This is a genomic window from Pseudomonas sp. SCB32 (assembly GCF_009189165.1).
Classification (GTDB): domain Bacteria; phylum Pseudomonadota; class Gammaproteobacteria; order Pseudomonadales; family Pseudomonadaceae; genus Pseudomonas.
The window spans coordinates 5,056,186-5,072,181 of the sequence record NZ_CP045118.1; the positions used below are offsets into that span (position 1 = coordinate 5,056,186).

At 65.0% G+C, this 15,996-nt stretch carries 16 protein-coding genes; 4 read left to right on the plus strand and 12 right to left on the minus strand.

Annotated elements, in window-relative coordinates:
• Positions 1-91: 91 nt before the first annotated feature.
• The 3 genes from GA645_RS23085 to GA645_RS23095 form a co-directional block, all read right to left on the minus strand.
• Positions 92-451 (minus strand): PilZ domain-containing protein, encoded by a 360-nt coding sequence (locus GA645_RS23085; protein ID WP_152225814.1) that lies wholly within the window; start codon positions 449-451, stop codon positions 92-94.
• A 60-nt stretch (positions 452-511) separates the two neighbouring features.
• Positions 512-934 carry a DUF4124 domain-containing protein gene (locus GA645_RS23090; protein ID WP_152225815.1) on the minus strand — a complete coding sequence of 141 codons (423 nt, stop codon included), beginning with the start codon at positions 932-934 and terminating at the stop codon, positions 512-514.
• 76 nt (positions 935-1,010) lie between these two features.
• Positions 1,011-1,382, minus strand: a complete 372-nt coding sequence (locus GA645_RS23095) for a tol-pal system YbgF family protein (RefSeq protein ID WP_152225817.1) — start codon at positions 1,380-1,382, stop codon at positions 1,011-1,013.
• 99 nt (positions 1,383-1,481) lie between these two features.
• On the opposite strand from GA645_RS23095, the gene GA645_RS23100 reads away from it, so the two are divergent.
• The 3 genes from GA645_RS23100 to pyk all read left to right on the plus strand — a co-directional run bounded on the left by GA645_RS23100 (position 1,482) and on the right by pyk (position 4,846).
• Complete coding sequence (locus GA645_RS23100; RefSeq protein ID WP_152225819.1) at positions 1,482-2,288, plus strand: tetratricopeptide repeat protein; 807 nt, start codon at positions 1,482-1,484, stop codon at positions 2,286-2,288.
• 91 nt (positions 2,289-2,379) lie between these two features.
• A complete protein-coding gene (locus GA645_RS23105; RefSeq protein ID WP_152225821.1) occupies positions 2,380-3,288 on the plus strand; it encodes a universal stress protein in 909 nt (302 codons plus the stop codon).
• A 106-nt stretch (positions 3,289-3,394) separates the two neighbouring features.
• A complete protein-coding gene (gene pyk / locus GA645_RS23110) occupies positions 3,395-4,846 on the plus strand; it encodes a pyruvate kinase (protein ID WP_152225823.1) in 1,452 nt (483 codons plus the stop codon).
• Between the two features lie 579 nt (positions 4,847-5,425).
• Here the strand turns inward: pyk and GA645_RS23115 are convergent.
• From GA645_RS23115 to GA645_RS23125, 3 genes are read right to left on the minus strand one after another with little or no spacing between them, the layout of a single operon-like run.
• Entirely contained in the window at positions 5,426-6,199 is a 774-nt protein-coding gene (locus tag GA645_RS23115) for an enoyl-CoA hydratase-related protein (protein ID WP_152225825.1), read from the minus strand.
• Positions 6,200-6,248: 49 nt separating this feature from the next.
• Positions 6,249-7,187, minus strand: coding sequence for an iron-sulfur-binding ferredoxin reductase (locus tag GA645_RS23120; RefSeq protein ID WP_152225827.1), 939 nt, complete (start codon positions 7,185-7,187; stop codon positions 6,249-6,251).
• Entirely contained in the window at positions 7,180-8,298 is a 1,119-nt protein-coding gene (locus GA645_RS23125) for a diguanylate cyclase (protein ID WP_152225829.1), read from the minus strand. Before GA645_RS23125 ends, GA645_RS23120 begins: the two co-directional genes overlap by 8 nt.
• A gap of 252 nt (positions 8,299-8,550) precedes the next feature.
• Here GA645_RS23125 and GA645_RS23130 point away from each other — a divergent pair, with 252 nt between their 5' ends.
• On the plus strand, positions 8,551-10,074 hold the full coding sequence (locus tag GA645_RS23130) for a fumarate hydratase (RefSeq protein ID WP_152225831.1): 1,524 nt from the start codon (positions 8,551-8,553) through the stop codon (positions 10,072-10,074).
• Positions 10,075-10,129: 55 nt separating this feature from the next.
• Here the strand turns inward: GA645_RS23130 and GA645_RS23135 are convergent, their stop codons facing one another.
• From GA645_RS23135 to GA645_RS23160, 6 genes are all read right to left on the minus strand, one after another.
• On the minus strand, positions 10,130-10,627 hold the full coding sequence (locus GA645_RS23135) for a hypothetical protein (RefSeq protein WP_152225834.1): 498 nt from the start codon (positions 10,625-10,627) through the stop codon (positions 10,130-10,132).
• A gap of 99 nt (positions 10,628-10,726) precedes the next feature.
• Positions 10,727-11,032, minus strand: coding sequence for a ribbon-helix-helix domain-containing protein (locus tag GA645_RS23140; protein ID WP_152225836.1), 306 nt, complete (start codon positions 11,030-11,032; stop codon positions 10,727-10,729).
• Between the two features lie 34 nt (positions 11,033-11,066).
• Positions 11,067-11,648, minus strand: a complete 582-nt coding sequence (locus tag GA645_RS23145) for a DJ-1/PfpI family protein (RefSeq protein WP_152225838.1) — start codon at positions 11,646-11,648, stop codon at positions 11,067-11,069.
• A 91-nt stretch (positions 11,649-11,739) separates the two neighbouring features.
• Complete coding sequence (locus tag GA645_RS23150; RefSeq protein WP_152225839.1) at positions 11,740-13,404, minus strand: GMC family oxidoreductase; 1,665 nt, start codon at positions 13,402-13,404, stop codon at positions 11,740-11,742.
• Positions 13,405-13,474: 70 nt separating this feature from the next.
• Positions 13,475-14,692 (minus strand): mandelate racemase/muconate lactonizing enzyme family protein, encoded by a 1,218-nt coding sequence (locus GA645_RS23155; RefSeq protein WP_152225841.1) that lies wholly within the window; start codon positions 14,690-14,692, stop codon positions 13,475-13,477.
• Complete coding sequence (locus tag GA645_RS23160) at positions 14,689-15,984, minus strand: nitrate/nitrite transporter (RefSeq protein WP_256676003.1); 1,296 nt, start codon at positions 15,982-15,984, stop codon at positions 14,689-14,691. The genes GA645_RS23155 and GA645_RS23160 overlap by 4 nt, the downstream gene beginning before the upstream one ends.
• Positions 15,985-15,996: the final 12 nt, after the last annotated feature.

Genomic DNA, 15,996 nt, shown 5'->3' on the forward strand with positions numbered 1-15,996 from the left:
GCGCTTGTAGGCCTTGTGGTGTTCCGACGGCGGGAACTACCCGGCGTCCTGCCTTCCGCTACCGCCAGATCGGTTCAGCGCGTAATGCGCTTCAGACCGACTCCACCTGGCGGCGAAAACTGAAATAACGGCGTAGTGCATCGACCAGCTCGACGTACTCCGCCGGCGGCGCCACCAGGCTGAAGCCGGAGTCGTAATTGCCCGGATTGACGTCCTCGCGGCACCACTGGCACGTCGCGGAGAACTCGATCAGCTGCAGCTTGCCGTCGTGGCCGGGGATCTTCAGGCGCATGTCGAAACGGCCGCCCACCAGCATCGGCAGCTGGCTGATCAGCAACATCCCGTCCAGCGAGACGTTTCCCAGGTAGCCCATCGGTTTGTCGGTGATGCTGTTGAACACCTTCAGGTAGTAGGGCAGCTGATGGCGCTCGATATGTCGTGAATGGCGCATAATGGCGTTTCGCTATGAGATATCGTCCAGTATGACGATGCCGCCCCCTCGGGGCCAGTCCTAACGACAACCTTCCGCCAGGCGCGCTTCGAGCTCGCGACGGGCGGCGTCGATCTGTGCATCGCTGTAGTAGGTGCGTTTGCCGTCGCTATCCTGCGTGAAGTAGCGACCGCCCAGACTGAGCCCATCCAGGTCACTGCGCCAACGTGCGCACTGGGCGCTCAGGTCGGCCTGTTGCTGGGCCGCCTTGGCCTGCGCGGCGGCCTGCTCGTCACGACGGGCATCATAGAAGCGGGCGGTGCGCTCCTCCCGCTCACGGGTCGCCGCGTCACGCTCGACGACCTGGGGCTTCACTTCAATGCGCTGCGCCCCCGGCGGTGGGGTTTCGCTGAAATGCACCTTGCCCTGCGCGTCGGTCCAGCGATAGATGTCGGCGTTAACCAACAGGGGAAAACACCAGACGCAGAGCCACAGGGCACGCATTTCTTCCTCCTCCGTGAAGTCACTCCATGAGATTAGCCAGCGATCCGGAGCGCTCAAGTTCGCCACCGACCGGCGGTCAGGGCGTGACCGGGTAGCTACGCGCGGTATCGCCAGGCAGACGGCCATTCAGGCGCAGCGTGTCCAGCCGGGCCTTGGCGCGGTAAGCATACTCGCTGGTCGGGTAGCGGGCGATGATGAACTGGTAGGTCTGCGCGGCATCGACGAAGAACTTCTGCCGCTCCAGGCATTGCCCGCGCAGCATGGAAATCTCCGGCTGCAGCCAGGGCCGCGCGCGGCTGTTGCGCTCGGTTTCCGAGAGTTCGAGCATGACCCGCTCGCAATCGCCACTCTTGTACGAGCGGTAGGCATTGTTCAGGTGGTAATTCATCGACCAGCTGGTGCATCCGGTAACACTCAGGAGCAGCAGCAAGGTGGCCAGGGTTCGCATGGGCATATCCTCCGTTGGGAAGTGTATCGGCCTGTCTTGGCCGTACTGAAGCCCACCACTAGACTGGCGCGGATCACGCCCTGGCGCCAAGGAGATGCCATGCGTTCAGCTTTCGCCCTGCCCTTCGCCGTGCTCCTCCCCCTGCTCGCCGCCTGCGCCCCGACCACGCCGCTGTTCGTCGCCCAGGTCACCACCGGCGAAGTCGCCGAATACAAGCAACTGCAGAACAAGCGCATGACCGCCGCGGTGGAAGAGGAAGGCGACCTGCTGACCTACAGCGCCCAGGCCATCCGCGACAACAAGAGCGCCGAAGCCGAGAAGCTCTACCTGACCGGCTACGACAACACCCGCTACAGCCCGGAAGTGCGCGCCATCGCGCTGTACCAGATCGGCCTGATCTACATGAGCCGCTTCAACGACCAGCGCGACGATGCGAAGGCGCTGCAGTACTTCGAGCGCATCGACCGCGAATTCCCCGGCACCCAGGCCGCCGCCCACGCCGACGCGCGCATCCTGGTGATCCGCCAGCGTGCCAAGGACCCGGTGCAGAAGAGCGCCCGCGAGCTGCTGGCGGACTGGAAACCGCAGAACAACCTGGACCTGAACAGGCCCAGCCTCGACCCGGACATGACCCTGCTGTCACGCCGCGCGGTGCTCAAGGACCGCGTCGACGAAGCCGCGCAGCTCTACCTGCTGGGCGCCAACGACCCGGCCATCCCGCCGGAGATCCGCGAGAAGGCGCTGTACCAGCTCGGCCTGATGTACATGGCAAAGGACAACCCGCACGCCAACCGCGACCAGGCCATCGCCTACCTGCGCCGGCAACTGGCCGAGTACCCCAACGGCGATCTTGCCGACAAGGCGGCGCGCCACCTCGATCAGGCACTGAACAGCCAGCGCAATTGAAGGCGGCTTCCCGCGCGCAGCGCTGCCCCAGGTCAAGCGCAACGCGCTAGGCTTGGTCTGCAATGGTCGCAGCCCGCGCGAGGAAGCCGACATGAAACTCCAGCACCTGCTCGTCGTCATCGACCCCACCCGCGAAGACCAGCCCGCGCTCACCCGCGCCCAGTGGATCGCCGAACGCAGCGGCGCGCACCTGGAACTGCTGGCCTGCGAGTTCAACCCGGCCCTGGACAACAACCTGCTGCTGGACCAGGGCGACCTCGAACGCGGCCGGCAGAGCCTGCTCGAGCAGCGCCTGGTGTGGCTGGAACAACTCGCCGCGCCCCTGCGCCAGGCCGGCACCGAGGTGAAGTGCCAGGTGCGCTGGGGCAAGCCGCTGCACCGGCAGGTCGTCCTGCACTGCGAGCAGAGCCAGCCCGACCTGGTGCTCAAGTCCGCGCAACACCACAGTCTGCTCAAGCGCCTGGTGCTGACCAATCACGACTGGCAGTTGATCCGCCATTGCCCGCAGCCGCTTTGGCTGGTGCAGCACGGCCAGTGGCGTGGTGAACGCCTGTGCGCGGCGCTCGACCCGCTGCACGACAGCGACAAGCCGGCGGCACTGGACCATCGCCTGATCGGCGTGGCCCGCGAGTTCGAGCAGCGCCTGAAACTGCAGGCGCACTACCTGCATGCCTACGTCGCCCTGCCGCACACCCTGGCCTTCAATGCCGAACTGCTGGCCGACTACGACAACTATGTGCAGCGCACCGAATGGCACCACCGCGACGCCTTCGACGCCCTGCTGGCGCAATACCCGGCCATCGACCGCGAACGCACCCAGCTGGGTCAGGGCTTTGCTGAAGAGGTGATCCCCGCCTATGTGCGCGACAACGGCATCGACCTGCTGCTGATGGGCGCGGTCGCCCGCGGGCAGTTCGACAACGCGCTGATCGGCCAGACCGCCGAACGGGTGCTCGAAGAAGTGGAATGCGATTTGCTGGTGATCAGACCTGTCACCTGAAACCCTGTCACATGAAACAGAGTAATATGGCGCCCTGGCTGCCTCGGAACCTGTTCAGGTTCGCCCGGCAGCCTGACCGCTGCTTGCTTTCCCCTAGGAGTCCCGCATGTCCCTTCGCCGCACCAAGATCGTCGCCACCCTCGGCCCAGCCAGCAACTCCCCCGAAGTGCTGGAACAGCTGATCCTCGCCGGGATCGACGTCGCCCGCCTGAACTTCTCCCACGGCACTCCCGACGAACACCGCGCCCGCGCCAAGCTGGTCCGCGACATCGCCGCCAAGCACGGTCGCTTCGTGGCGCTGCTGGGCGACCTGCAGGGTCCGAAGATCCGCATCGCCAAGTTCGCCAACAAGCGCATCGAACTGGCGGTCGGCGACATCTTCCGCTTCTCCACCAGCCACCCCCGCACCGAAGGCAACCAGCAAGTGGTCGGCATCGACTACCCGGACCTGGTCAAGGACTGCGGCGTAGGCGACGAGCTGCTGCTGGACGACGGCCGCGTGGTCATGGCGGTCAAGGAAGTGAAAGCGGATGAGCTGGTCTGCGAAGTGCTGATCGGCGGCCCGCTGTCCGACCACAAGGGCATCAACCGCCGTGGCGGCGGCCTCACCGCGCCGGCCCTGACCGAGAAGGACAAGGCAGACATCAAGCTGGCCGCGAGCATGGACCTGGACTACGTCGCCGTGTCCTTCCCGCGTGACGCCAAGGACATGGAATACGCCCGCAGCCTGCTCACCGAAGCCGGCGGCACCGCCTGGCTGGTAGCGAAGATCGAGCGCGCCGAAGCCGTGGCCGACGACGAAGCCCTGGACGGCCTGATCCGCGCCAGCGACGCGGTGATGGTGGCCCGTGGCGACCTCGGCGTGGAAATCGGCGACGCCGAGCTGGTGGGCATCCAGAAGAAGATCATTCTGCACGCGCGCCGCTACAACAAGGCCGTGATCACCGCGACCCAGATGATGGAGTCGATGATCCACAACCCGATGCCGACCCGCGCGGAAGTCTCCGACGTGGCCAACGCCGTGCTCGACTACACCGACGCCGTGATGCTTTCGGCCGAGAGCGCCGCCGGCGAATATCCAGTGGAAGCGGTCCAGGCCATGGCGCGCATCTGCGCTGGCGCCGAGAAGCATCCGACCACCAAGAAGTCCAGCCACCGCCTGGGCCAGACCTTCGAGCGCTGCGACGAGAGCATCGCCCTGGCGGCCATGTACACCGCCAACCACTTCCCGGGCATCAAGGCGATCATCTGCCTGACCGAAAGCGGCTACACCCCGCTGATCATGTCGCGCATCCGTTCCTCGGTACCGATCTTCGCCTACTCCCCGCACCGCGAAACCCAGGCCCGCGTGGCGCTGTTCCGTGGCGTGGAGACCATCCCCTTCGACCCGGCCGCGCTGCCGCCGGAGCGGGTCAGCCAGGAAGCCGTCGACGCGCTGCTGCAGCGCGGCGTGGTGACCAAGGGTGACTGGGTGATCCTGACCAAGGGTGACAGCTACACCACCCAGGGCGGCACCAACACCATGAAGGTGCTGCACGTGGGTGACCTGCTCGTCTGATCCTGCTGTGCCAATGAAAAAGGCCGCCCGAGGGCGGCCTTTTTCATTCCGGGTTGCTCAAAGGGCAACCAATGCGCTGAAAGCCAGGAACTGCGCGGGTTCGGCACCTTGGCCCCAAGCTTATCCACAGCACCTTCCACACCTTATGTGGGCAACCTGCCAGGCGTCGCTCAAATACCGCTCAATTCCCTGCAGGCCGCGAATGCCGTGGGTTCGCCGGGTTACCCCAGAGCTTATCCACAGCGCGTTCCACAGATTGTGTGGGCAATCTGTCCGTCGGAGCGAACTTGCTCGCGAACCCGTCCCGCTCGGTATTCCCCTGTAGGAGCGGGCCGCTTTTTAGAATGGCGATGTGGGCTCGATCGCGCGCATGGCGCGCTCCTACAACGGCCGCTGCACCACTGTTCGCGAACAGTGCGCGGCTGCAGCGCCCTTGTCGTTGGCGACATGGCGAACCCCGGAGTGCATTGAGACCAAGGTCAAACGACGGATAACGTCGAACGTTATCCGCCCTGCATTCTTTGCGTCATCCCCGCGAACGCGGGGACCCAGAAAACAATGCAGGAGCGGACACGGCTCTTACATGAACTTCGAGAAATCCGGCTGACGGCGCTGGGTGAAGGCGCTCAGCGCTTCCTGGGCTTCCGGCGAGTGCAGGCGCTCGACGAAGAGTTGCCCCTCCTCCGCCACCACCTGGCGCAACTGCTCGATGTAGGGCTCCTTGAGCAGGCGCTTGCTCAGCGCCACCGCTGCCGGCGGGAGCTGTTGCAGCGTCTGGCAGACCTCGCGGGCACGCTCGATCGCGGCGGCACCATCGGCCAGCGCTTCGTTGGCGATGCCATAAGCCACCGCCTGCTCACCGGTGAAACCTTCGCCACGCATCAGCAGGCTGGCGGCCTTCACCGGGCCGACCAGGCGCGGCACCAGGAAGCTGGAGCCGAATTCCGGACACAGGCCCAGATTGACGAAAGGCATCTTGAACTTGCTGGCCTGGGCGACGAATACCTGGTCGCAGTGCAGCAGCAGGGTGGTGCCGATGCCCACGGCAGGGCCGGCCACCGCCGCAACAACCGGCTTGGTGAAGTCCATCAGCGCGCGCATGAAGCGGAATACCGGGCTGTCCGGGCTACTGGGTGGCTGCTGGAGGAAGTCGACGATGTCATTGCCACTGGTGAAGCATTCGGCGCCGCCGGTGATCAGTACCACGCGCACGGTACGATCCGTCTGCGCCGCTTCCAGGGCCTCGGCCAGGGCGGAATACATAGTGCGGGTCAGCGCATTCATCTTGTCCGGACGGCTCAGGCGCAGGGTCAGCAGGCCCTGTTCGCGTTCGACGAGAATCTGTTCGCTCATGGCAAATCCTTCTTCTTGGAATTCTATCTGGTGGGGCCGCGCGCCCGCTTCAGGCGTGGGGCAGGAACAGGTCGGCCAGCGTCTGGCCGCGCGGTACGCCACAGAGGTAGAGGCGGCGGGCGAAGGCATCGACGCTGTCGGGGTGGCCGCAGAGTAAGGCGAGGGTCCGTCGCGAAACAAGCCGGAGTTGTGCCATAACGGCGGCCGACTCGGCCGTCGTCATCAGCGTCACCTCCAGCTCCGGGTGTGCTGCGGCAAGCGCTCGCAGCGGTTCGGCCAGGTAGTGACCGGCCTGGTCATGGGCCTGGTGAATGACGCGGATCGGCCCCGCATGACGCTGGCGCAGCGCCTCGCGCAGAACGCCCCAGAGCGGCGCCAGACCGGTGCCGGAGGCCATCAGCAGCAACGGCCGCTCGTGCCATTCGGGGTCATAGTGCAAAGCGCCGCCGCGCAGCTCGCCCAGGCGTACGTTGTCGCCCACCTTCAACTGGCGGGCGAAGTCGCTGAATGCGCCCGGCAGTCGGCAATCGATGTGGAACTCCAGCCAGGGATCGATACCCGGGACGCTGGCCAGCGAGTACGGCCGCGCCACACCTTCTGCACTCCAGAGAATCAGGTGTTGCCCGGCGCGATAGCGCAGAGGACGCTGCGGCATGAGTCGAAGACGCAGCACGTCAGGCGCCGGCCAATCCAGTTCGGCCACGCTGGCAGGCAGGCCATCGCGCTGCGGGTCGAAGACTTCCACGGCCAGGTCTTCGATGACCCGGCACTGGCAGGACAACCGCCAGCCCTCGTCGCGCCGGACTGCGTCGAGGGCTTCGGGCTGTGCGTCCAGCACCTCGCCCCGGGTGCAGCGCACCAGGCAGGCGTGACAACTGCCGGCGCGGCAGCTGTAGGGCACGGCGACGCCGGCCCCGCGCAGGGCATCGAGCAAGTTGACTCCGGGGGCTACCGAAAAGCGTTGCGATCCGGCCTGTATCTCAGGCACGCGTCCACTCCCATGCGGCATCGCAGCGGTTACGTCCGCTGCGTTTCGCACGGTAGAGCGCCTGGTCGGCCCGTTGCAAGGCTTCGTCGAGATCGTCGGTCGGCTCCAGCAGGGTCATCCCCGCCGACAGGCTCAGCACTTCGATGTTCACTCCCACCGGCTCCGCGGCGGCGAAGGCCATGCGCAAGCGCTCGCAGCAGGTGGCCAGCCGGTCGGCGTCGGCATTGGGCAGCAGCAGGACGAACTCCTCGCCACCGTAACGCGCCAGGACATCACCCTCGCGCAGGCAGGCCCGCGCCACCGCGGCGAAGGTCTGCAGCACGCGGTCACCGGCGGCATGGCCGTGGATATCGTTGATGCGTTTGAAGTGATCCAGGTCGATCAGCGCCAGGCCATGCCGCTGGCTGAATTGCATCTCTTCCAGCGCGCGGCCGGCCAGGCGCAGGAAATGGCGACGGTTGAACAGGCCGGTCAGCTCATCGGTGGCCACCAGGTCCTCCAGCTGACGCATCATCCCGCGCAATGTGTCCTGGTGCGCCTGCAGCGCATAGCGGCGTTGACGCATACGCTGGCGCAGCGCCTGGACATAGCCGGCGAACAGGCTGAGCCAGACCAGTACGATGAACAGAACCAGAAGTTGCAGGATCGCCTGGGCGGGCAGCTCGAGGCGCTGCTGGAAGGCCTCCCACAGGTTCAGGCCGGCGAAGGCGATGAACGCCAGCGCCGCGCACCGTGCGAAAACCCTGGGCTGCAGCTGGAATACGCCGAACAGCAGGATCAGCACATAGAACACCATCAGGGTGCCGCGCGCGGTGTCGACATTGGCGAGGAACAGCGTGTGCCAGAGGAGTGCGACCAGAACCTGCGGCTCGGTCATGCTGGGGTCGGAAAAGCGCTGGTTGCGTCCGGTGATGAACAACCAGAAGAAGATCAGCTGGCTCGCCACCACCAGTGAGGTGCAACCCAGCGCGAAGATGATAGTGCCGCGAAAGAAGTCGCCGAAGACCGCCATCCAGAGCAGTAGCTGCACCAGCGCGTAGGTCCCGACGGCCATGCCGAATCGCCTGATGAGTAGTTTTTGTAAGGCGCGCTGTTTCAGCAGTGTGCTCATGGGGCTCCGTCCCGTAATGGCACCTGGCCTTCACTCTACTATCAAAGCGCCCCAGTGCCTAGCCGATCGGAATGTGGGCGATGACAGGCCACCTGGGACCAAGGTCGGATCACTGGCGCGTGCGCGGCAAGCGGCCGCAACGGTATACTACGGCGCCTTTTTTCGCCGCAGCCGTGTCGGCGAACCCCTGATGTAACAGGCGAGAGCCTGTATTACCCGCCTGACTTTCCTGCCTGAAGAGGACCGTGCTCCATGGCCGTGATCAAGCAAGACGACCTGATCCAGAGCGTCGCCGATGCCCTGCAGTTCATCTCCTACTACCACCCGGTTGATTTCATCCAGGCCATGCATGAGGCCTATCTGCGTGAAGAATCGCCGGCCGCCCGGGACTCGATGGCGCAGATCCTGATCAACTCGCGCATGTGCGCCACCGGCCACCGCCCGATCTGCCAGGACACCGGCATCGTCACCGTGTTCGTCCGCGTCGGCATGGAAGTGAGCTGGGCCGGCGCCACCATGAGCGTCGACGACATGATCAACGAAGGCGTACGTCGCGCCTACAACCTGCCGGAGAATGTCCTGCGCGCCTCCATCCTGGCCGACCCGGCCGGTGCGCGTAAGAACACCAAGGACAACACCCCGGCGGTGATCCACTACTCCATCGTCCCCGGCAACACCGTGGAAGTGGACGTCGCGGCCAAGGGCGGCGGCTCCGAGAACAAGTCGAAGATGGCCATGCTCAACCCGTCCGACTCCATCGTCGACTGGGTCCTGAAGACCGTTCCAACCATGGGCGCCGGCTGGTGCCCGCCGGGCATGCTCGGCATCGGCATCGGCGGTACCGCCGAGAAGGCCGCGGTGATGGCGAAGGAAGTCCTGATGGACGAGATCGACATCCATGAGCTGAAGGCCCGCGGCCCGCAGAACAAAATCGAGGAAATGCGCCTTGAGCTGTTCGAGAAGGTCAACCAACTGGGCATCGGCGCCCAGGGCCTGGGCGGCCTGACCACCGTGCTCGACGTGAAGATCATGGACTACCCGACCCACGCCGCCTCGCTGCCGGTCTGCATGATCCCCAACTGCGCCGCCACCCGTCACGCCCACTTCGTGCTCGATGGCTCGGGCCCGGCAGAACTGGAAGCGCCGTCCCTGGACGCCTACCCGGAAATCGTCTGGGAAGCCGGCCCGTCCGCGCGCCGCGTCAACCTCGACAGCATCACCCCGGAAGAAGTGCAGAGCTGGAAGCCGGGCGAGACCATCCTGCTCAACGGCAAGATGCTTACCGGCCGCGACGCCGCGCACAAGCGCATGGTCGACATGCTGAACAAGGGCGAAGAGCTGCCGGTGGACCTCAAGGGCCGCTTCATCTACTACGTCGGCCCGGTCGATCCGGTTGGTGACGAAGTGGTTGGCCCGGCTGGCCCGACTACCGCGACCCGCATGGACAAGTTCACCCGCCAGATCCTCGAGCAGACCGGTCTGCTGGGCATGATCGGCAAGTCCGAGCGCGGCCCCATTGCCATCGAGGCGATCAAGGACAACAAGGCCGTCTACCTGATGGCCGTGGGCGGCGCCGCCTACCTGGTCGCCCAGGCGATCAAGAAGTCCAAGGTCCTGGCCTTCGCCGAGCTGGGCATGGAAGCGATCTACGAGTTCGAAGTGAAAGACATGCCGGTGACCGTTGCGGTCGACACCAATGGCGAGTCGGTGCACATCACCGGCCCGGCCGTCTGGCAGAAGAAGATCGCCGAGAGCCTGGCGGTGGAAGTGAAGTAAGCCTTCACCTTCGCTGCATGAAAAAGCCCGGCCATGTGCCGGGCTTTTTCATGGGTCAAAGCGCGGTTTCCAGGCTCGACTGGATCGCTTCGGTGCGTTCTTCGATCTGGGTAGCGGCCGAAGCCGGCTTGAAATTGATGCTCAGAACACCCTCCTCGAAGGCCACGCCAGTGCGGTAATCACCCGCCGCCGCCCTGCCGGCGTCGTAGCGTATGACGATGCGCTTGAGCTTCTCCTGTACCGCCTGCTTACCCCGTGCATAGGAGGTCAACATATCCAGGGCCTCAGCCAGGGGCACGAAGTACACGTTGGTCCAATAGTCCTCGGCACCATAGTGGGCGGCCTGACCGGGCAAGGCGATGCTCTCCCAGTCCACCTCGACGGCTACGGCGAAGCCGGCGGAGTGGTGGATGTCCCGCAACTGGGCGACAAAGACGCCCTGCTGATAGGCGGCGATGGCTTCACGCTCGGCAGAGCTAGGCTCGGCGAAAGACAGACCCGCGATGCCTGCCCCCAGCACAGCACTGGCGAGTAACGAACAGATCCTGAACAACTTGGGAGACTCCGGACAAGTAGCAATGGCGCAGTCTAGAAAGGCCATGCCACAGTCCGGGATCAGACAATTCGGCAATGCTCGTGGGCAGCGACCGAGTCAGGATGCGCTACGGGTCACCAGGCTGAGCTCCGCCACCTTTTCCCGCCGCTGGGCGAGGAATCGGGTGCAGCTCACCCGCAGGAAGGAAGCGAAGTTCACCACCTCCCCGCGGTAGTCCATCACCTCATCGTAGAGTTTGGCGATCAACTGGTTGGTGGTCATGCCGTCCACCTCGGCGATCTCCCGCAGGATGTCCCAGAACTGGTTCTCCAGGCGCAGCGTGGTGACCACGCCACGGATGCGCAGCGAGCGGGAGCGCGACTCGTAGAGGATCGGGTCGGCCCTTACGTAGAGCTCGCACATGGACGGATTCTCCTGCGTCGATGACAGCGTCAGTTTACAGGCTGATCTTCGTGCCCAGTACGTCGAGGAACTTCGCCAGCCAGGCGGGATGCGCCGGCCAGGCCGGAGCGGTGACCAGGTTGCCATCAACGTGTGCGGCATCCACCGGGATGTCCACGTACTCGCCACCGGCCAGTTTCACTTCCGGACCGCAGGCCGGGTAGGCGCTGCAGGCGCGGCCCTTGAGCACACCGGCGGCAGCCAGCAGTTGAGCACCATGACAGACGGCGGCGATGGGCTTCTTCGCGGCGTCGAAGGCTTTCACCAGCTCGATCACCCTGGCGTTCAGGCGCAGGTATTCCGGGGCGCGGCCGCCAGGGATCAGCAGCGCGTCGTAGTCTTCGGCGCGCACGCCGGCAAAATCGGCGTTCAGGGCGAAGTTGTGCCCGGGCTTCTCGCTGTAGGTCTGGTCGCCTTCAAAATCGTGGATGGCGGTGCGGATGCTCTGGCCTGCCTTCTTGTCCGGGCAGACGGCATGGACGGTGTGCCCGACCATCGACAGCGCCTGGAACGGCACCATGGTTTCGTAGTCTTCGGCATAGTCGCCGACCAGCATCAGGATCTTCTTCGCGGCCATCTGGGGCATCCTCCCGGCAGGGCCCGGCCGTGGTGGCCGGGCATGCGCAAAAGCTTAGTCAGTCGCGCGGGCCGCGGGTAATACGCCGCTACTACACCGCCGCGCGCTGGGCAGGCTTCACGGACGCGCGCTGCTCGGATACCTGACGGGCGTCCTCGAGGATCAGGTCGGCGCCCTTCTCCGCCACCATCATCACCGCCGCGTTGGTGTTGCCGGAGGTGACGTTGGGGAAGATCGACGCATCGACCACGCGCAGGCCGGTCAGCCCGTGCACCCGCAGACGATTGTCGACCACCGCGGTATACGGATTGGCCCCCATCGCACAGCTACCACAGAGGTGATAGATGGAGCCGCAGTTCTCGCGGAAATACTGCAGCATCTGCTCGTCGGACTGGGTGGCCGGGCCCGGCAGCACCTCTTCGACGGTGATCTTCTGCAGCGCCGGGGCGTTCATGATCGTGCGGATCAGGTGGCTGCCCTGGATGGCTTCGTCGATGTCCTTCTGCGTGCTCAGGTAGTTCGGATCGATCAGCGCGGCGTCGGCCGGGTTCTTCGAGGCGATGCGGATTTCGCCGCGGCTGGTCGGCCGGCACGGGTTGAAGCAGAGCAGGAAGCCCGAGTACGGCTCGGGTTTCAGGCTGGCCTTGTTGCTCTTGGGGATCTGGTAGGACAGCGGGTTGAAGTACAGCTGCAGGTTCGGGTGTTCCAGATCATCATCGCTGCGGAAGAAACCGCCGCTCTGGTTCACGCTCATCGACAACGGCCCCTTGCGGGTCAGCAGGTACTCCAGGCCCAGCTTGGCCTGACCGAAGAGCGAGCCGAAGTCGTCGTTGAGCGTGCGGATGTTGGCCTTGTAGTAGTAGCTGACGCAGAGGTGATCCTGCAGGTTCTTTCCCACAGCCGGCAGATGGTGCACCGTGGGAATTGCGTGCTGGTCGAGCAGGTCTCGATCGGCTACGCCGGAAAGCTGGAGTATCTTCGGCGAGTCCACTGCACCGGCGGCGAGAATCACCTCGCGCCTGGCATGGAACTCACGCTGCACGCCGCTCTGCTGCACGCTCACACCCATGGCTCGCTTGTTCTCGTCAAACAGCACGCGCTCTACCAGCGCGTTACGCTCGATGGTCAGGTTGGCGCGGTTCTGTGCCGGGTGCAGGTAGGCGAAGCTGCTGGAGCAGCGCTGGCCATTCTTCGTGTTGACGTCGTAGAGACCGGCGCCTTCGAAGTCCTTGCCGTTGAAGTCTTCGCTCAGCGGATAACCCAGCTCCTGGCAGCCTTTGAGGAAGCTGTCGCAGATCGGGTGGGTGTGGCCCTTCATCGGCGTGATCCGGATCGGCCCGTTGGCGCCGTGATACTCGGTGTTGCCCAGCGGGTGCGATTCCAGCTTGCGGAAATACGGCAGCACGTCCTTGAACGACCAGCCATCGTTGCCATCGGCCGCCCAGTCATCGAAGTCATGGGCCTGGCCGCGCACGTAGATCATCGCGTTGATCGAGCCCGAGCCGCCCTGCACCTTGCCGCGCGGCGCGTAGAGCTGGCGGTTGGCGAGCTGCTTCTGCGGCTGGCTGTAGTACATCCAGTTGAAGGTCGGGTTGTAGTAGAGCTTGGCGAAGCCCACCGGGATCTTGAACCAGTGCGAGCTGTCCTTGCCGCCGGCTTCCAGCAGCAGGACGCTGTGTTCACCCGATTCGCTGAGGCGGGCGGCGAGGATGCAGCCGGCGGAACCGGCGCCGACGATGATGTAGTCGTATTTCATGGATTGCGTACCGCGGTGTTGGGTAAAACCCCGCTCCCCCGTCCTTGACGGAAAGGGGGCGGGTCCGGCATCAGCCCTTGGCTGGTGCGTTGTCTCTCACGTCGACGGGGTCCGGGCCCATCTGCAGGTGCAGACGCTCGCCGGTGTAGGGGCTGTGGGCGCGCACCACGTCCATGTCCAGCTCGACGCCAAGGCCGGGCTCGCTGGACGGGATGATGTAGCCGTCTTCCCACTGCAGCGGCTTCTTCAGCACCTGCGCGTGGAAACCGTCCCAGGTGCCGATGCTTTCCTGGATCAGGAAGTTCGGCGTGCAGGCCGCCAGCTGGAAGCTCGCCGCCGCGCCGATGGGGCCGTTGTAGAGGTGCGGGGCGATCTGCGCGTAAAAGGCTTCGGCCATGGAGGCGATCTTCTTGCCTTCGAGCAGGCCGCCGCAGCGCCCGACGTTCATCTGCAGGATCGACGCGCCGCCGGCCTGCAGCAGCTTGAAGAATTCGTACTTGGTGGTCAGGCGCTCGCCAGTGGCGATCGGGATGCTGGTCTTGCCGGCCACCTGGCCCATGGCGTCTTCCTGGCCCGGCGGGATCGGCTCTTCGAACCACAGCGGGTCGTACTTCTCCAGACGCTTGGCGAGGCGGATGGCCGAGGACGGCACCATCTGCCCGTGGGTGCCGAACAGCAGGTCGCACTTGCTGCCCACCGCCTCGCGGATCTTTCGGCAGAAGGTCTCGCAGCGCTCCAGCACTTCCAGGGAAATCTGGTGGCCGGAGAAGGCGGTGTAGGGGCCGGCCGGGTCGAACTTCACGGCGGTGAAGCCCAGCTTCATGTTCTCGATGGCGCACTCGGCGGCCAGGTCCGGATCGGAGTAGTCATACTCGCCCTGGGTATTCTTCGGGTACAGGTAGGTGTAGGAGCGCAGGCGCTCGTGGACCTTGCCGCCGAGCAGCTCGTAGACCGGCTTGTTCGCCGCCTTGCCGATGATGTCCCAGCAGGCCATTTCCAGGCCGCTGACGATGCCCATCATGGTCAGGTCGGGGCGCTGGGTGAAACCGCTCGAATAGGCGCGGCGGAAGAAGCGCTCGATGTGGTGCGGGTCCTGGTTCTCCAGGTAGCGGCCGAACACGTCTTCGATGGCCGGGACCATGACCTTGGGATGGAAGCTGGCGGCGTAGATCTCGCCGACGCCTTCGATGCCGCAGTCGGTCTTCAGCTTGACGAACAGCCAGTACATGCCGCCGATGTGGGGCGGCGGAACAGCAACCACATGGGTTTCGAGGGAGACGATCTTCATGCTTGTTTCGCTCGCTTCTGGATGCGCTTGTTCAGGATCAGGGTGGCGACCACGCCCAGCAGGCCCATCACCACGACGTAGGAGAAGTAGATCTGGTAGCCGACGAAGCCGGGGAAGCGGTCGGTGATGTAACCGTTGAGCAGCGGCAGGTAGGCGTCCGGGGCGTAGCCCAGCACCGAGATGATGCCGATGGCGAGGCCCGTGACACGCAGCGGGATATGGCAGTCGTCGAGGATCGCCCAGTAGAGTCCGCGGATCGCGTAGGTCATCAGGCCGATGAAGATCACCAGGAAGATCAGTACGGCGAGCACGTGCAGGCTCGGCAACACGATCAGGCCTATCATGCCCAGCGCCGCCAGCAGCATCGCCCAGGTCAGTACGCCGGTGCGGGTGAAGCGGTCGCCCAGCCAGCCGCCGCCGATACCGCCCAACGGGCGCATCCACAGCTTGATTGTGGTGATGAGGCCGGCAGCGGTGGCGGAGAGACCGAAGCCGCCCTCCTGCAGGTAGGCCGAGAAGCTGTAGGTGGCCCAGAAGAAGTGGTAGCCGCAGAACACGATGGCGGTGACCAGCCAGAGTTCGGGGATGCGCAGCAGAGTGCGGAGGTCCTCCAGCAGGTTGCCCTTCTCGGTTCGGGCGTCCTTGCCGCTCTTCTGCGGATCGCGCACCAGCATCAGCGCGGCACCGAGCACGATGCAGCAGATGGCGTACAGATGGATGACCAGTTGCAAGCCCTGGGCGTTTTTCTCCCCACGGGTCTCGGTGACGTAGGCGAACAGCGCGATGGCCACAGTCGCCAGCAGCGCCTCGACCAGCCCGCGCCCACCGTCGAGCACGCCGAAGAAACGGCCCTGCTCGTCCTCGCCGGCGAGCATCTTCACCCGCTTGATCAGCGCGGCCCAGAAGGTCAGGCCGGTGGTGATACCGAAGCCGCAGAAAATCACCAGCAGCGTGTTGAAGCCCGGCAGCAGGGCGTACCACATGCCCAGGGCGCCGGTAGCGATCAGCGAGAAGCTGATGAGGAAGCGCGGCGACAGGCGGTCCGCCAGCCAGCCGCTGGGCAGATAGCTGAGCAGGAAGGCGGTGCCGAGGATCGAGTAGAGGTAGCCCAGTTCGCTGTTGTTGATCGCCAGCGCTTCGAGCATGGTGCTCTGATACACCTGGCGCAGGTACAGCATCGGATAGATCGCCCCCGCCGCGAGCACCAGCAGGGCGAGCTGGATGTAGCGGGTGAGGTTCGCGTTGGCGGGCGCAGCCATGGGGATGGCCTGTGCACTTATTGTTCTTTTCATCATGCATCTCGA